The organism is Fodinibius sp., assembly GCF_034521915.1.
Classification (GTDB): domain Bacteria; phylum Bacteroidota; class Rhodothermia; order Balneolales; family Balneolaceae; genus Fodinibius.
In genome coordinates, this window is sequence record NZ_JAXHLU010000004.1 from 53,254 (window position 1) to 69,417 (window position 16,164).

Here is a 16,164-nt window from a genome sequence, read left to right on the forward strand (position 1 = left end):
ATCTTTGTTGTAGCAGTGAGATAAAGCAAAGATTTCTCGCATACACTCGAAATGACAAAGAATTTATTTAAGGATTACATGTTAGATAAGAGTAAAAAATTATTTGAGCGAGCACAGCAATTTATTCCCGGGGGTGTAAATTCTCCTGCCCGGGCTTTTAAATCAGTAGGCGGTACTCCCGTATTTTTGGAAAAAGCCAAGGGATCAATTCTCACAGATGTTGACGGAAAAGAATATATCGATTACGTAGGTTCGTGGGGACCGATGATTTTAGGCCATGCCTATGAGCCGGTAATTAAAGCCGTTAATGAAACAGCGGCGAAATCCACCTCCTTTGGAGCACCAACAGAGATTGAAGTCAAAATGGCCGAGTTGGTTCAACAGATGGTGCCGGGAGTAGATAAAATTCGCATGGTAAATTCCGGAACCGAAGCATGCATGAGTGCCATACGAGTAGCTCGGGGTTATACCGGAAGGGATAAAATCATCAAATTTAAAGGCAATTATCATGGTCACGGAGATTCTTTTTTAATTAACGCGGGCAGCGGCGCATTAACACTGGGCCAGCCGAGTAGTCCCGGAGTTACTCAGGGAACAGCAAAAGATACTTTGACGGCTAATTTTAATGATCTAAACTCTGTCAAGAAGCTGATTAATAAATATGAGGGAGAAGTTGCGGCTATTATTTTGGAACCTGTTGCCGGTAATATGGGATGTATTCCACCCCAAAAGGGATTTTTAGCCGGGCTTCGTGAGCTGTGTGATGCCCATGATGTCATTCTTATTTTTGACGAAGTGATGACTGGTTTTCGCGTAGCAATGGGCGGGGCGCAAGAACGTTATGGTGTTACGGCTGATCTTGTGACTTATGGGAAGATTATCGGTGCGGGATTGCCGGTGGGAGCTTTTGGCGGAAAGCAGGAAATTATGGATGTTGTCTCTCCAGTGGGACCTGTTTATCAGGCGGGGACCCTTTCGGGTAATCCGCTGGCGATGGCTGCCGGATATACACTGCTTTCAGAGTTGCAGCAGAACCCTATGAATTATGATGAGTTGGAAGAAAAGACCGTCAAGCTGGCTGCGGGATTAAAAAATGTGTTAGAAGATCTGGGAGTGCCTTTTGTGTTAAACCAGGTTGGTTCCATGTTGAGCATCTTTTTTACAGAGGAAGAAGAAGTTGTTGATTTCAACACAGCTAACACGACCGATCAAGCTTTCTTTAAGTACTATTTTCATGAGATGTTAGAACGAGGTATCTACTTGCCGCCATCGCCATTTGAATCGCTGTTTCTTGCAAATTCTTTAACAGATGATCATCTGGAACAGACCATTGAGGCCGCTGATGAATCTATTAAAAAAGCCCTGAAGAAGAGTTAAATGAGGATAATTGTGGGCGAAATGATTGAAAAAATGAAAAAGCGGTGGGGCGTCGAAAGTTTCGGTGGCTTACTGCTGATCCTTTTTATATTTGCCATAACCGGGATCACGACCCTATATGTACGCGAGTTGGTTTTTGGCTGGTTTGGAATTGGCGCAGCAACACCGTTTTGGTTAGAGCTTATAGCGTGGATTCTAATAGTATTTCCAGCCTATCAGCTTCTGTTTTTGCTGTTCGGCTTTGTGTTCGGACAGTTTGAATTTGTATGGGAATTTGAAAAGAAAAGCCTTAATAGGATTAAGAACCTTTTTACAAGTAATAAGTGAAAAGATTCCTAATCTTCTTCCATCTTTTCGAGCTTCTTCTGTTTTTTGCGCGATAATCCTTCTACCACTAAGTTATACGAATCTTTAATCCATTCTTTAATAATTTCGTCGTCGAGTTTGCCCTGTGGATTAACGGTATTCCAGTGCTTTTTATTCATGTGATAACCCGGCTGTACATCTTGATAGAGATCGCGAAGCATGGCGGCCTTAACCGGATCACATTTTAGATTTATACCGTCAAACTCCTCAACATCTGTGATTGCAAAAATTTTGTCCATTACTTTAAAGGCAAGGGTTTTTTCATCATCAAAGGGAAAATCCTCGGTTACACCATTGAATGATAGGCAAAATTTTCTGAAGTCTTCTAAATTCATGTGAAATGATTGATTGGTAACGAATTGATTTATAAAAAACGCCTACAGTTTATATGTTGCTCGATACAGAGCTAAATTTGTGTTGGTTAATTTGATATAAATGTGCGTCTATTTGTGACAGATGATAGCCTCAAGAAAAATGAGACGTTTTTTTATAATTAGTCTTAAAATATAATAATGATCGGGAACTGCAAGTGCTTTTTTAAAGCGTGTGCAGCGGGTTTTGAGTTATTAGAGGTTTTGCCAGCTTGCAAGGGCCAGTAATATCCAAGCTACGATAAAGCATAGGCCGCCAATTGGAGTTATGGCTCCCATCCAGCGAATACCGCTTATCGAAAGGATATATAAGCTTCCAGAAAATATGAAGATCCCCGCAAGCATTAACCAGCCAGACCATTGCAGAAGTGAAGAATCGGGTATCAGCTGTGCTACAAAAGCGATAACTAATAGCCCAATGGCGTGATAAAAATGATATTTGACGCCGGTCTCAAATATATCCAGCATTTCATCAGTAAGCATCTCTTTTAAACCATGAGCACCAAAAGCACCTAACCCCACGGCAAGAGCCATAGCAATTGAGCCGATAATCAAAAATAGTTTTTGCATAGGTAGTATTAGCTTTTTGTGTGAAATCAATCAATAATTGGCAGAGAGAATTTTTGGGCCGGCACTATATAAAAATGGCAAATGAAGCTATTGTGAAGCTTTTCGATTCTAATTAAAAATAGAAATGGGAAGGGTTTTAAAACCATTTAAATAGTCCTTCTTCCTGAAATTAGAGAGAGAGGACAAAATTGATTTACGAAGCTATGTAGTCAATTGTAGGTTTTGAGAATAGGGTAAAAAATAAGGTTATCCCTCAAAATCTACATCCTTATGTGTGCCATCGCAAAAGGGTTTGCCGGATGATTGACCGCAGCGGCAAAGAGCTACATTTTTAGAGCTGTTTACTGCTTCGTTTGCAATAGAGTGTACGCGATAAGTGCCCTCAAGTAAAATCGGCCCATTGTCCATCAATTTTACAATTAGTTTACTTTGGGATGGATCTCCATCTTTGGTGGGATGTAGTTTAGCCTTATCAAACGAGGCGGGTGCTTCAAAGTCGACGTCCTTGTGCGTATCGTCACAAAGGGGTTTATTTTCGGATGCCCCACAACGGCAAACGGCAACTCGCGTATCTTCAAGTAACGTTTCGCCCTCTGCATTCTGAATCTCGATATCGCCCCGAAGGTATAGGGGACCATCTGGTACAATGGTAATGGTATTTTCTCGTGCCGGAAGTTCCTCTTCATCATCCTTATAGTGTAAGGCTCCCGTAGGACAGTGGTGCACAACCTCTTTTACTTTTTCTGTCGATGCTTCTTCAGGGGTTATCCAGGGTTTATTATCGGGATTAAAAACCGAAGGCAAGTTCTTGACGCATTCCGCAGAATGGATGCACCGCTTGCTGTCAAATTCTACTGTGATATCGTCTGATTCGTAACTGTGTATCTTCTTTTCCATGGCATCAAAATTCTTGATTGGTTTTGTACATAAGATATATGATTTGAGTAAATCGTCAAGCGGACAAAAGATTTATATATTACAGTTCTTATAAGAAGCTAAATCAAAAGTAATTGTAGATGGATATGCAAGGAAAAGTTCGGTATGGAATGGTGGGCGGAGGTCCGGGAAGTTTTATTGGCAAGGTGCATCGTATGGCTGCTAAATTGGATGGAAAGATGGAACTTAGGGCGGGCGCGTTTTCTTCAGATCTCCGGAAGTCCAAGAAAATGGGCCGGGAACTGGATATCGAAAATGAAAGAGTGTATGGCACCTTTCAGCAGATGGCCCAAAGAGAAGCTTCCCTGCCTGATGATGAGCGTATCGAGGTGGTAAGTGTAGCTGTGCCGAATAATCTTCATTTTGAGGTGTGCAAAACATTTATCGAGGCGGGCATCCATGTAATATGTGATAAGCCCATGACAAATACCATTGAAGAAGCAGAAGAGCTCTGTCGATTAGTCGATGAGCACGATACTATTTTTGCACTTACCCACAACTATGCCGGCTATCCGATGGTCAAGGAGGCAAGGAGTTTGGTAAAGAGTGGAGAGTTTGGATCTCTTCGGAAAGTAGTAGTGGAATATCCCCAGGGTTGGTTGTCAGGTTCAGTAGAAAACGATACGGACATTTGGCGTTTAGATCCCGATGTGGCGGGAATATCTGCTGCTGTCGCTGATATTGGAACCCACGCCGAACATCTGGTGCGCTATATTTCAGGGGCTAAGCTCAAAGAACTTTATGCTGATATTCACACCTTTGGCACGGGCCGGGAGCTTGAAGATGATGCCAGTATGCTGGTGCATTATGAAAATGGAATGCGTGGAGTTTTGTATGTATCTCAGGTTGCAATAGGAGAAGAGAATGCTTTAAAAGTTCGATTATATGGGGATGAAGCAGCCCTCGAATGGAGGCAGGAAAATCCCAATTACTTGCACCTGAAATATCCCGACAAGCCGGAGAAAATCCGCAAAAGAGGAAATGATTACCTTTCGGATGCGGCAAAATATAACAACCGCATTCCGGCTGGTCATCCCGAAGGATTTATAGAGGCCTTTGCTAATATTTACTCGAATGTAGCTGAAGTGATTGCTGCTCGGCGGGCCGGAGAAGAACCTGATAAATTAGCACTGGATTTTCCTACTGTGGAAGATGGGGCTCGCGGTGTGCATTTTATTCATAAAGCAATAGAAAGTGGTAAGAATAAAGAGTGGGTTGCAATGGATTACGATCCACCAATTTCGAATGTTAAAAATCCATAGGATTGGGATGGCTGAATGTGTAGTTCAGCATCATTTTTAGTTTTCTGTTCGAGACAATTTTGTACTCTTTGCTTTCATCGTCTTCGAAAGTAGGGGGTTCCAGGTCCATCGCTTCGGCCACCGCGGGATAGTACATTTTTTTAGGAGGATGACCGTCGGAGACTCCATTGAATATTTGATCAGTAATATTTTCTTCGATCACCTTCTGGATAATATTAATACAATCTTTCTGGTGGATTAGATTTACCGGAGCATTACCCATGGGTATATTTTTTCGCCCGGCCATATATTTGACGGGATGGCGATCATGACCATATAATCCTCCAAATCGTATAATGGTTGTCTTAAACGCCGACTCTTTTCGAAGCATCCTTTCTGCTGCCAAAAGAGCATTACCGGAAGCACGAGAGGCATTTCCTTTTTTGGTATCCTCTTCGCTTACAATGCCATCTGTCGGTGGATATACGGATGTCGAACTGATGAATACCACAAAGTTGATAGTGGAATCGGTAAGCTGATCAATAACTGCTTGTATCTGCTGCTTATGAAATTCTTTTACATTATCATTGCTTCGGCCGGGAGGGATATTGAGAACAAGGACATCGGCATTCCAAAAGTCATCACAGTTTTTGCAGTGCAAGTCGGGCGTTAGCTCAAGTAGAAAAGGCTGTATTTCTTTTCCCTTAAGGAGTTGCAGTTTTTCTTCAGTTGTTGTTGACCCTTTAATCTGATGCCCATTATCGCGAAGACGTTCAGCCAGGGGCAGGCCAAGCCATCCGCAACCCAAAATGCTAATTTTCATAGTTGGTTAATTACCTAAAAATAAATTCGGTTTAATATCTAAAAACCCAAACCCAATATCATTGTTGGAACAAAATGCAGGGTTTGGTATAAAATCATAGGTATTAAGTCATTCAACGAAATATGAATTAAACTATTCTGTCATGAAACGATTAACAATTTATTTGGTTACAATTTTATTTAGTCTGGGATCTGTTGCATGTACCGAAAAATCAGAAGATGATATGCAACAAGCACAAGAAGAGGTTGAGGAAACCATCGAGTCAGCTGAAAAAGAAGTTAAAGTTAAGAAGCAGGAATTTCTGAATAACGTAGAGGAAGATCTTGCTGAAATGGAAGATGAGATGAAGGAGTTAAAACAGAAAATTGATGGAGAATCAGAAGAGAAAAAATCTGAGCTCCAAAAACAGTGGGAGAGTCTTAATGATAAGAAGGATAAGCTTGAAAATGATTTGGAGGAGTTAAAAGCAAAAGCTGATGAAAACTGGTATGATCTCAAAGAGAATATTGACGATCAGCTTGATAGCGTCAAGGATTCGTTCGACAGCCTGAAAACCGAGCTGGGTATAGAATCCTAAGCAAATAAAAAAAGGCTCCCGACCGGAGGTCAGGAGCCAGAAATAATTTCATCGGATGGATGTAGTTGCCATCCGATGTATATTTAATTTGGAATAAGGTTAAATCATCTCGATCCGTACGAGATGTACGGAATGAGAGTGTTTTATTATTCTTCTTCCATGTACGGATAGGTCCAGTCTTTCGCCGGAACGGTCGTTTCCTTGATAGAACGGACTGAAATCCAGCGCATTAAGTTGGCGGCGCTTCCGGCTTTATCGTTGGTTCCGGATTTACGTGCTCCGCCAAAGGGCTGCTGGTTGACGATAGCCGCAGTTGGCTTATCGTTGATGTAAAAGTTACCGGCTGCCTGACGAAGGTAATCCGCCATCTTATTAAGGGCATAGCGTTCCTGAGCAAAAATAGCGCCTGTTAATGCATACGGTGAGGTGTTGTCACACAGCTCAAGGGTTTCATCAAATTTGTCATCTTCATAGACATAAACGGTGAGTACCGGACCAAATATTTCCTCTTTCATAGTCTTGAACTTGGGATCATGAGCCTGCACCAGGGTTGGTTCTATGAAGTATCCTTCAGAGTCGTCATAATTTCCTCCATACAGAATCTCGGCATCGTCAGACTCTTTTACGTAATCGATGTAGGAGCTGATGTTATCAAACGCTTTCTGATCAATAACAGCGCCCATGAAGTTAGTGAAGTCTTCCACATCGCCGTATTTGACATCCTTGACTTCGTCGAGAAATTTCTCCCGGAATTCCGGCCAGATTGATTCGGGAAGATACATGCGAGAAGCTGCAGAACATTTCTGTCCCTGATATTCATATGCAGCACGGATAGCTGCAATAACAACAGCATCCACATCGGCGGATTCGTGAGCAAAAATGAAGTCCTTACCGCCTGTTTCGCCTACAATGCGCGGATAGGTGTTGTAATGCTCAATATTTTCTGCAATGCTCTTCCAGAGATGTTGGAAAGTTGCTGTTGAACCAGTGAAGTGAAGTCCGGCAAGATGTTCGCTTTCGAGCACCGGATCACCAACATCGGGACCATTGCCCGGCAAGAAATTGATAACGCCATCCGGCATGCCCGCTTCTTTAAGCACTTTCATGATAAAATAGCTGGAATAAATAGATGAAACAGCTGGCTTCCAGATAGAAACATTTCCACAGAGCGCAGGGGCCAGTGGTAGGTTTCCTGCAATGGCGGTAAAATTGAAGGGCGTTACGGCAAAGACAAAGCCTTCCAGCGGACGATATTCCATGCGGTTCCACATGCCGTCCGGAGAGTAGGGCTGTTTCTCATAAATTTCTTGTAAGTAGTAAGCGTTGAAACGCAAGAAATCAGCAAACTCACCAACAGCTTCAATTTCAGATTGATGCGGGGTTTTCGACTGCCCCAGCATAGTGGATGCATTCATGGTGTATCGATAGGGACCGGTAATGAGATCGGCAGCTTTTAGATAGATCGCCGCTCGATCTTGCCACGGCATATCGGCCCATTTTTTGCGAGCCTCAAGAGCCGTTTCAATAGCCATCTCCACTTCTTCTTCTCCACAAAGGTGTACGGTTCCAAGCTTGTGGCTGTGATTGTGGGGCATGACCACATCTTGCTGGCGATCGGTCGTTACTTCCTTGCCGCCAATAATGGCCGGTATTTCAATCTCTTGACTTTTTCAATCGATCCAGTTCTTTACGGAGTTCTTCGCGTTCGGGTGTACCGGGAGCGTATGAGTTATAGGACTCATTTTCCGGTTCCCGAATTTCAAAAAATGCATTAGCCATAATAATTGGGTTGCTTTTATTTCGGATTTTCTTAGAAAATAATACTTGCTGATTTTGTGTATGAAGGTACTAAATTTTTAACAGAATTGGAGTTTTCAGACTCTAAAGAAATCTATTGTCCATTTAGAAACGTATGAGCTTTTTTAGCTGTTTTAAATCCTGATAAAATGCAGTCGGGTACGGATACCCCGCCTCTAAAATTACCTTCGATAAATAAACCTTTTTCCTGCTTTTCAATTTCTGCTATTTGATTGAGAAATTTATCATATCCAACTTCATATTGGGGAATCGTTTTTGGCCAGAAACGATGATGGGAAAACACCGGTTCCCCGGTAATATCCAACAGTTCACGAATTTCAGATAATACGATTTCTTGTAATTCTTGCTTCTGTTTTCCCGCAAGTTCCGGATTTCTTGCACCGCCGATGAAACAAGTCAGCAGCTGGTGATTTTCAGGAGCTCGGCCGGGAAAAAGTGATGAGGAGAATAGCACTCCCAATGTCTTTCGTTTTTCCGCTTCGGGAATGAGCATTCCAAAGCCATTGAGTGGGTGCTCAATTTGCTTGTCATAGAATCCTAATGCTACCACACTGAGTGGGGCATACGGTAGGTTATTCAGCGGCTTAAAAATAGAATCATCAAAAATAGCTGGGAGTGAATGTGCCGGCAGTGTTGATATGATGATATCATGCTCATCTTTAAAAGGTTGGTTGTTTTGTTGGCCTTTGACAGTCCATTTATCACCATTTTTAACAACAGACTGTATTTCCGTATTGGTTTGTACCTTTTTATCCAGTACATTGGCTATTGCTATGGGTAATTGCTGATTTCCCTTATTGAAAGAGAGTAGAGAGCTTTTTGAATTATTGTTGCGGTCACTTTTGAACATGCCTTTTAAGAGACTGCCGTATTGTTGTTCCATATTCCAGAGCGATGCAAAGGTGTGCTTGACCGATAATGTTTTGGGATCACCGGCATAAATTCCGGATACAAACGGATTCACCGCGTAGTCCAGTGGTTCCCTGCCGAGGCGACGTGTGATAAAATCCGCAATGGATTCATCCTCGTTATTCGATTGAGAAACAAATGGCTCTTTTAATAGTCGAAATTTAGCCCTGGCAGAGAAGAGATTGGTAATCAAAAAACTTCCCAACGACATCGGCAGAGGAATAGGGCGGTCATTCTTGACAATGAATCTCTTTTTTGCGGTTTTGCCTGCTTCGATACTGCTGTCGGTTAGATTTAATTCCTCAAGCAGCTCCCAAACTTCCTTGGATTTAACCATCAACGTGTTGGGACCTTCTTCAACAAGCCACTCGTCTTGATGATATGTTTTAATGGCACCACCCACCTGTTTCTCTTTTTCATAAACGGTGACGGCGTAGTTTTCGGAGGATAATTTATACGCTGCAGATAGCCCCGAAATGCCTCCGCCAAGTATACCAATCGACTTATTTTTATTGGTCATTGTATAATTATTTCGATACTTTCTGTAGCTTAATTAGAATTAATCTAAGTAAGCTAAGTGTGGTTACTACACACATTAAAAATGATAGTAATAAAATATTAATGACAAGTGAAGACTGAGGATTTATAATGATGAAAAATGTATTAAAAATTTTGGCAGTAGGAATTGCTGCTTTTTTCTTGAGTTCATGCGGTGAAACAACCGATGATCAATTGGTTGTATATTCAGGACGGAGTCAGGGGTTGGTTGATCCGCTGGTAGAAGATTTTAAGGAACAAACAGGTATTAATATTGAGGTACGCTATGGAAATGATGCTGAACTGCTGGCTGTAATGAGTGAAGAAGGCGATCAAAGTCCTGCCGATGTTTACTGGGCTAATACTACCGGAGCTTTGGCCAATGCATCACAAAAAGGAAAGCTGGTTACACTTCCCGACTCGCTGACATCAAAGCCTGCTTCTTATACCTCTTCTTCGGGCGAATGGATTCCGGTGACGGTACGTTTTCGAACATTGGCTTATAATCCCAATACTGTTGATCCCGAGGATCTGCCTGAGTCGGTAATGGATTTACCCGATATGGATGACTTTGATGGACGCATAGGATGGACGCCTACCTATTCCAGTTTTTATGATTTTATGACAAGCATGCGTCTTATCGAAGGTGAAGACGTAGCTAAAGAATGGTTGGAAGGGATGATGAGTCTAAATCCAAAATCCTACAGTTCAAATACCCCGATGTTGCAGGCCCTTGCCGGTGGTGAAATTGATATCGCACTGACCAATCATTATTACATTTTACGTATGAAACATGGAAGTACCGGAACACAATCTACAGATACGGATAGTGATACGGCAATGGACTCAGATTCGGATACTTCCATGGGTAGTGGAGAAATTGACCCTAATGCAACTGTAGAAATGTATCATTTTGCTGAAGGAGATGTAGGCAATTTGGCTATGGTAACGGGTGCAGCACAGTTGGCAACTTCGGATAATGCGGAGAAGGCACAACAGTTTTTAAGCTTTCTGTTATCAAAACAGGCTCAGAAATTTGCAGCAGAATCGGTCCATGAATATCCTGTGATTCGTGATGTGGAGCTTCCGGATTACATGCTGGATGCTGAGAAGGCTTTTGAGCTTAGTCCTGAATATGATTATGAGCAGCTAAAGCAGTTAGAGGGAACATTGAATCTGCTTCGCGAGGTAGGACTTATTTAGCGTTCCTTTTCGATTGTATACATGTAAAGCCCTGTCAATACTGGCAGGGCTTTTTTTATTAAGTGGAGATCGGAAATTTGTCTCGATCAAATACATCGAAGATAAACCGATCATCCCGAGCCCGGGAATTAATTCACGGGCTATTTATGGTAGTTTCCAAATGGAATATTTCGCTCACTCTATATTTACATTGTTGTCCTCACTCGAGGAGTTAGGAATGACTAGAACCGAAATACCTCCTGGAAGCTGTACATAAATGAAGGATAACCTTTGAAATCTATGAGAATGATGATCGGGAAATCTCTCGGTCAACAGCTGTCGGGATGGAATGAGACTGCTTTTTAGTTGTTACTGTTCAAACGCCATATTTATTGAAGGGAATTATTTAATTTGCAATAAAAAGCCAAATAATGGCTTATTCTAAATTTCTATTCCCACAGAAAAATAAAAATTGCGAATCTTTGCCGGAATAATACCCGGGCCCGGATAGCCGGTAGCGCGTCGCGTAAAATACTTTTCATTCATGAGATTATTAACGCCTCCTTCCAGCGTAAAACGGCTAAAACTGTATTTTGCTGATAAATCCATCACCTTATAAGAAGGAATAATACCTTCGATAGCAGTCGGCGTACGTCGAGCGTTAGAAGCATCAGAGAAGTGTTCGGCCACGTAGGAAAATTGATAGGACGCTTCAAATCCACTTTTGGAAAAGCTCAGTCCCGTCTTGAAATTGAGAGGTGGAACGAGCTCTACGTCATTTCCCTCAATACCGGGCTCATCAGATTCTGTGTACGTGGCCTGGATAAGTGCCAGGTTTGTAAAAACGGATAGGCGGCTTTCAGTATCGAGATCAAAAAGTTTTAGCAGATTGGCCTCGGCAAACGATTCGATGCCGTAAATTTTGGCATCGGCGATGTTAGTACGATACCGAAAAGTCCGGTCGACTAATCCATTAAATTTAGGATTTGGTTCGGTGCGTAATACCGTACCGATCCGATCTTCATAGGAAAGGTGGAAAGCAGTTACATCATATTGGAAGAAGTTGTCAACCTGTCCGCGAATACCTAAGTCGGCATTAAAACCGCTTTCATCTTGTATATTTGGATCCACTTTTAAGTTACCGACATCAACCCGAATATCATTAAAATTCATAGCGCGATAGTTCTGGGAGAAATTCCCGTAGATCTCCAGTTCACTGCTTGGCCGGTAGCTTGATCCGATGCCAAATAGCACAAACGAACGTTCCCGACTGCGATCTTCTGTGATGCGCTCATCTACCAAAATGTTACCGGCCAGATCTTTAACAATATTGCGATAATAACCTTCGGCTTCTGTTTTGATGTACTCAAATCGCAATCCCGGAGTAATACTAAATTTGGGTGTGATATTGAAAATATTTTCAACAAATACGGACCGGTTTTGACTGGGTAGATCAAAGTCAGACCCTTCGAGATTTGAGGGATTGAGATATTGGAATCGGGGTTCACTCCCGGCAGGACCATTACCTTGGCGGCGATGAGTATAGCCGTTATAAAAACGCGTGCCGGCTAAAAAGACAGAAATACCGTCGAGAAAGTCATAACGGTGCATCAGACGTGTTTCATTGCCCCAATTTTGGAAGTCATCTTTCAATAAGTTGCGTTCCCCACCGGTATCAAGTCGATCGATACGCTGTAAGTTTCCTAATGCATCACGACCGGCCAGCAAACCAAAAAAGCGACTATTGATTCGCGTTTTGCTGTTAAAAATATAGGTAGCGTCGAGGGCAAAAATATTCCAGTTTACTTTAAACCAGTTCCGTTCCCGGTTCGATTGGCTGGGATCATCGTAAAATTGGGCGTCGGTTAATCCGCCGGGTTGCTGCGCCAAATAGTACATATGGGTATATTCTGGCGTCAAAGTGAATTTATCGGTCAGATCGATATCAAAAGATACATAAGCAGTATGCTGATTGAGCTGAGAATTGGGCCGCCAGCCGTCGCTCGTTTTGTATTGGTAAAAGCCATAATAACTGACATCTCCTTTGGTACCGCCCACGCTGTTAAAAGAATTAAATAATCCGAATGAGCCATAGGATTGATTCGTGTTCAGCTGAAAGGGATCGTTTTTTGGAGGATCCTTGAACTCAAAATTGAGCATGCCGCCAAATTGGGTTCCGTACTGTAGCGAAGCAGCACCGCGAATAATCTCGATACGTTTCAGGGCTTGTACAGGAGGTGTATAATAGCTTTCGGGATATCCGAGGGCATCGGCGGCAATGTCATATCCGTTCTGCCTGGTATTAAAGTTAGAATTTCGTTTGGGACTTAGTCCGCGTCCGCCTACGCTGGTTTGTATGCCGGCATCCCCGCTCTGCCAGATATTGAGTCCCGGTACCTTGGCATAAATTTGGCGGGTATTATTTGCGGCTTTGTTAACCACCATGTCGTCAAGGACGAGCACTTCATTTTTTTTACTCTCGTTAATGGTTACGCCTTCGACGGCTTGCAGGCGGGTAATTCCATTCGTTTGTTGTTGCTTTCCGCCCACAACAACCTCTGCCATTTCACTTTCAAACCCCTTGAGCTGAAAATTCTTCTCCTTGGGACTGTCGGTGATACGTACTGTTTTGCTTTGCGTTCGCTTGCCGGGATAATAGGCTATTATAATATACTTGGCCGGTGACAAATCGCGAATAACATAATTTCCAAGTTGGTTGGTAGAGGTTTTTGACTGGTATTGTACAGGCAATGTCCCGTCGGTTTTTGAGGTGTCTTCAGAAACAAAAATGCTCACTTCCTCGATGGGATCGCCATTTTTATCAGTAACTGTTCCTGATAAAGTAAAACTTTGAGCAAATGCTAAATCAAAAGAGAGAAGGATTAGACAAAGTAAAAAGGGTATTACACGAAATTTCATTATTGTAGATTTTTGAACCAATTCTTTTGATCTTCGTTAAAGGGCAAAATCCATTCTTTGTGAGCAAAGCCCCGCTCTTGCTCGGTGAGATCTACATTGGGATCAATCAGCGGTTGGCTGCGTCGCCCATTAAGTGTTACGTTAGATGTCACCGTAATTTCCACATCACCGGAGAAGTTTTTCTGATATTCTTGTTCCAGGTGATGGGCAAACTGTAGGATCATGTCTGGCCGAGAAGACATCTCCTTTTCTTGATTTGGTGTGAGGTAATCCCAGTTCCGAACCTGCCATTCGTTACCTGTTTCGGGATTTCGCATGTGAAAGGTAGCATGTCCCGCTTTTTCCATGAGCATAACCCGCCAGGAAAAGCGAAATCCCTGTTCAGTCCAAAAAAGATTACCGGGATAGAGCATGAATCGAAGCGGTAGTAAAAGCTGTAGTACAAAATGAATGATAAGAATACCGCCTATAATAGAATTTCCTCTTCTGCTAAGTTGAAAATATTTGTTCTCGGCAGGTTTTGGTTTCGATAGTGAAAACGGAAGATAATTTGTGAACCCGGTTATGATTTGTATGATTTTTTTGTGGAAATCAGCCGGAAAAAAGATGAGGGTACACAAAATCATGATGAACGGAAACATGCCGATTTGGAACAGGAACCAGGTGAACATATGAAAGACGATCACGGCCAGATATGCCAGAGTTCGTGTCCGTTTCCAGAGCAGAAAAAAGGCAATGGTGAGATCGTAAAAGGCTCCCGCCCAGCTGAATATATAGGCACTGGCGGTATATTCCAGCAGGGGACCTACAATCGGGAGGTCGGCATTGGCAGGGAGCCATATTTGAAGTGGCATGGCGTTGAGCAGCCAGTCGGGATTGAGTTTGGCTACTCCGGCAAAAAAGTATACGAGCCCCAACTGTAGTTTAAATATGTTGATCGTCCAGGCGGGTACGTATTCACGACGAAGCGAAGGTTTTCGTAGTACGTCAAGGGAAAAACTTCGATTCGCTGGGACGAACATCAGCAGAAAACTGATGATGCTAACAAAATAGTAATGGTTTAAGTAGTTGGTTTTGTCTATGAGTTCGACATAGGTAAAAGCCAGGAAGAAGATGACGATACCGAAGCGATAAAAATAGCCCAGCATAATGGACAGGGCTGCGAGGCCCATCCCCAAAAATAGCAGGTACATGCCGGTTTCTCCCAGCGGCGTTACCCAGTCGAAACCGTAAAAAGTGAAAAAATAGTCGGGTTTTACATACAGCTCGTAGATCCAGCCGTTGGCGGCAAAACGGATGATGCTGACCAGCATGATGAATCCAAAAAGGAACCGAAATACCGCCAGTGGGGCAATAGAAATCCGACCTGTTATATGTTTTTTGATCGCCTCGGGAATCATGAGTTATTAATCACCGTCGTTGTCTTGATAGGTAATGGTGATGCCGAGAATGGAGGTCATGTCGGCTTTGAGAGTTGTAAACACCTGTTGCATTTCTTCGAAGGTTGTTAAAACCGGATCATTGTTTTCTTCAATCTGCTGTGAAAGCGGGTCACTGAGTCCATCGAGTGCAGACTGTGCCTCATCAAATTGTGTTTGTATTTCATCAGAAAGATCTCCCGCTCCGAGTGCTTCGAGGTTGTCGTCGAGTCCTCTGCCATCAGCCCCTGTAAATATCTTTTCAACCTGCTGTAAATTTGCAGAGGCCAGCTCAACAGAATATTCTCCGTAATAGGCTTCTACAGCAAGGGGACGAGGCGTTCCGGCACTTCGTACCCCGGCAGGAATGCCAATTTTGCCATCACGCAGAAAGCGTTCATAATGCTTGCTATAACTGTTGATAAGCATGCCCAGCGAACTTCCCACATCGGTACCGGCATTTTCTTCACTTAGAAACATGCCGATATAGTCGCCGCCGGATGCCTGCCATTCATTAGTAGCAGTGTCAACCTGATCTTTGATAAAAGATATATTATCCAAAAGATAGTTCATGCGGTTTTCGGCGTCTGCGTCGGTAGTATACATCGATAGTATTTCTTCATTGGTATCTCCCACACCGTGTAGCAGATAGCCAAGAGCAGGAAGGCCAGCTGCATCGCGGCTGTCTATGGTACCAAACGAGTAATCACCTGCTGGACACTTGCTTCAGAAACTTTGTCGGTATCAACCGGATAAGTATTTAGCGAGGCCCTCAGTAAGACATCTTCAGAAGGACCAAATTGAAATGGACTTACATCTTGCCATGCCAGCCGTGCATTTTTAAGGGCTTCTTGAAGTGTTTCTAAGTTTTCAGGCGTGCGTTCCGTTTCAAAATCCTGTGCCGCGGCCTGCAAATCATCCACAGAGGTTTGTAGCGGTCTCAAAAGCAGGTACAATAATATTGTTACCATAATTTTCAAGCATAGCTGCCCGATCAAAATTGGCTGTTTCATCGGGGTTCGTACTGCTGCTGCAAGCACTTACGATAAAAAGAATAAGTAATAGAAAGCAGGTGTTTTTTTGATATAACATAAGGCGTAAAAATTTAGAAAGAGCCGAA

General features: G+C 42.8%; 15 protein-coding genes and 1 pseudogene. 5 read left to right on the top strand and 11 right to left on the bottom strand.

Going from position 1 to position 16,164, the window contains the following annotated elements:
• Positions 1-78: 78 nt before the first annotated feature.
• Both hemL and U5J89_RS02845 read left to right on the top strand, forming a co-directional pair.
• A complete protein-coding gene (gene hemL, locus U5J89_RS02840; protein ID WP_322574092.1) occupies positions 79-1,377 on the top strand; it encodes a glutamate-1-semialdehyde 2,1-aminomutase in 1,299 nt (432 codons plus the stop codon).
• Positions 1,378-1,704: a DUF6787 family protein gene (locus U5J89_RS02845; protein ID WP_322574093.1), complete on the top strand. Its 327-nt coding sequence runs from the start codon at positions 1,378-1,380 to the stop codon at positions 1,702-1,704.
• 8 nt (positions 1,705-1,712) lie between these two features.
• Here the strand turns inward: U5J89_RS02845 and U5J89_RS02850 are convergent, their stop codons facing one another.
• From U5J89_RS02850 to U5J89_RS02860, 3 genes are all read right to left on the bottom strand, one after another.
• Positions 1,713-2,078, bottom strand: a complete 366-nt coding sequence (locus tag U5J89_RS02850) for an MmcQ/YjbR family DNA-binding protein (RefSeq protein ID WP_322574094.1) — start codon at positions 2,076-2,078, stop codon at positions 1,713-1,715.
• Between the two features lie 231 nt (positions 2,079-2,309).
• Complete coding sequence (locus U5J89_RS02855; RefSeq protein WP_322574095.1) at positions 2,310-2,684, bottom strand: DUF423 domain-containing protein; 375 nt, start codon at positions 2,682-2,684, stop codon at positions 2,310-2,312.
• 246 nt (positions 2,685-2,930) lie between these two features.
• Complete coding sequence (locus tag U5J89_RS02860; RefSeq protein WP_322574096.1) at positions 2,931-3,581, bottom strand: CDGSH iron-sulfur domain-containing protein; 651 nt, start codon at positions 3,579-3,581, stop codon at positions 2,931-2,933.
• 119 nt (positions 3,582-3,700) lie between these two features.
• Between U5J89_RS02860 and U5J89_RS02865 the strand changes: the two genes are divergently transcribed.
• Positions 3,701-4,882 (top strand): Gfo/Idh/MocA family oxidoreductase, encoded by a 1,182-nt coding sequence (locus U5J89_RS02865; RefSeq protein WP_322574097.1) that lies wholly within the window; start codon positions 3,701-3,703, stop codon positions 4,880-4,882.
• Here the strand turns inward: U5J89_RS02865 and U5J89_RS02870 are convergent.
• A complete protein-coding gene (locus U5J89_RS02870) occupies positions 4,869-5,684 on the bottom strand; it encodes an SDR family oxidoreductase (RefSeq protein ID WP_322574098.1) in 816 nt (271 codons plus the stop codon). The genes U5J89_RS02865 and U5J89_RS02870 overlap by 14 nt on opposite strands.
• A 142-nt stretch (positions 5,685-5,826) precedes the next feature.
• Between U5J89_RS02870 and U5J89_RS02875 the strand changes: the two genes are divergently transcribed.
• Complete coding sequence (locus U5J89_RS02875; RefSeq protein WP_322574099.1) at positions 5,827-6,261, top strand: Rnase Y domain-containing protein; 435 nt, start codon at positions 5,827-5,829, stop codon at positions 6,259-6,261.
• Positions 6,262-6,407: 146 nt separating this feature from the next.
• Here U5J89_RS02875 and pruA read toward each other — a convergent pair.
• Positions 6,408-8,040 (bottom strand): annotated as a pseudogene (gene pruA / locus U5J89_RS02880) (L-glutamate gamma-semialdehyde dehydrogenase).
• Positions 8,041-8,152: 112 nt separating this feature from the next.
• Positions 8,153-9,508, bottom strand: a complete 1,356-nt coding sequence (hemG, locus tag U5J89_RS02890) for a protoporphyrinogen oxidase (RefSeq protein WP_322574101.1) — start codon at positions 9,506-9,508, stop codon at positions 8,153-8,155.
• Positions 9,509-9,660: 152 nt separating this feature from the next.
• On the opposite strand from hemG, the gene U5J89_RS02895 reads away from it, so the two are divergent.
• Positions 9,661-10,728: an iron ABC transporter substrate-binding protein gene (locus U5J89_RS02895; protein ID WP_322574102.1), complete on the top strand. Its 1,068-nt coding sequence runs from the start codon at positions 9,661-9,663 to the stop codon at positions 10,726-10,728.
• A 420-nt stretch (positions 10,729-11,148) separates the two neighbouring features.
• Here U5J89_RS02895 and U5J89_RS02900 read toward each other — a convergent pair whose 3' ends face one another.
• The 5 genes from U5J89_RS02900 to U5J89_RS02920 are packed head-to-tail and all read right to left on the bottom strand — an operon-like array spanning position 11,149 to position 16,136.
• Positions 11,149-13,626: a TonB-dependent receptor domain-containing protein gene (locus U5J89_RS02900; protein WP_322574103.1), complete on the bottom strand. Its 2,478-nt coding sequence runs from the start codon at positions 13,624-13,626 to the stop codon at positions 11,149-11,151.
• The gene (locus U5J89_RS02905) at positions 13,626-15,026 is read right to left on the bottom strand and encodes an HTTM domain-containing protein (RefSeq protein WP_322574104.1); all 1,401 of its coding nucleotides are present in this window, start codon (positions 15,024-15,026) and stop codon (positions 13,626-13,628) included. Before U5J89_RS02905 ends, U5J89_RS02900 begins: the two co-directional genes overlap by 1 nt.
• A 6-nt stretch (positions 15,027-15,032) precedes the next feature.
• Positions 15,033-15,734 carry an imelysin family protein gene (locus tag U5J89_RS02910; RefSeq protein WP_322574555.1) on the bottom strand — a complete coding sequence of 234 codons (702 nt, stop codon included), beginning with the start codon at positions 15,732-15,734 and terminating at the stop codon, positions 15,033-15,035.
• Entirely contained in the window at positions 15,731-15,988 is a 258-nt protein-coding gene (locus U5J89_RS02915) for an imelysin family protein (protein WP_322574105.1), read from the bottom strand. The genes U5J89_RS02910 and U5J89_RS02915 overlap by 4 nt, the downstream gene beginning before the upstream one ends.
• Entirely contained in the window at positions 15,960-16,136 is a 177-nt protein-coding gene (locus U5J89_RS02920; RefSeq protein WP_322574106.1) for a hypothetical protein, read from the bottom strand. Before U5J89_RS02920 ends, U5J89_RS02915 begins: the two co-directional genes overlap by 29 nt.
• Between the last annotated feature and the right edge of the window lie 28 nt (positions 16,137-16,164).

What these genes read in the sequence shown, in the direction of transcription:
- hemL (WP_322574092.1), top strand. Translation starts at nt 79, where the DNA reads ATGTTAGATAAGAGTAAAAAATTATTTGAGCGAGCACAGCAATTTATT.
- U5J89_RS02845 (WP_322574093.1), top strand. Translation starts at nt 1,378, where the DNA reads ATGAGGATAATTGTGGGCGAAATGATTGAAAAAATGAAAAAGCGGTGG.
- U5J89_RS02850 (WP_322574094.1), bottom strand. Translation starts at nt 2,078, where the DNA reads ATGAATTTAGAAGACTTCAGAAAATTTTGCCTATCATTCAATGGTGTA.
- U5J89_RS02855 (WP_322574095.1), bottom strand. Translation starts at nt 2,684, where the DNA reads ATGCAAAAACTATTTTTGATTATCGGCTCAATTGCTATGGCTCTTGCC.
- U5J89_RS02860 (WP_322574096.1), bottom strand. Translation starts at nt 3,581, where the DNA reads ATGGAAAAGAAGATACACAGTTACGAATCAGACGATATCACAGTAGAA.
- U5J89_RS02865 (WP_322574097.1), top strand. Translation starts at nt 3,701, where the DNA reads ATGGATATGCAAGGAAAAGTTCGGTATGGAATGGTGGGCGGAGGTCCG.
- U5J89_RS02870 (WP_322574098.1), bottom strand. Translation starts at nt 5,684, where the DNA reads ATGAAAATTAGCATTTTGGGTTGCGGATGGCTTGGCCTGCCCCTGGCT.
- U5J89_RS02875 (WP_322574099.1), top strand. Translation starts at nt 5,827, where the DNA reads ATGAAACGATTAACAATTTATTTGGTTACAATTTTATTTAGTCTGGGA.
- hemG (WP_322574101.1), bottom strand. Translation starts at nt 9,508, where the DNA reads ATGACCAATAAAAATAAGTCGATTGGTATACTTGGCGGAGGCATTTCG.
- U5J89_RS02900 (WP_322574103.1), bottom strand. Translation starts at nt 13,626, where the DNA reads ATGAAATTTCGTGTAATACCCTTTTTACTTTGTCTAATCCTTCTCTCT.
- U5J89_RS02905 (WP_322574104.1), bottom strand. Translation starts at nt 15,026, where the DNA reads ATGATTCCCGAGGCGATCAAAAAACATATAACAGGTCGGATTTCTATT.
- U5J89_RS02920 (WP_322574106.1), bottom strand. Translation starts at nt 16,136, where the DNA reads ATGTTATATCAAAAAAACACCTGCTTTCTATTACTTATTCTTTTTATC.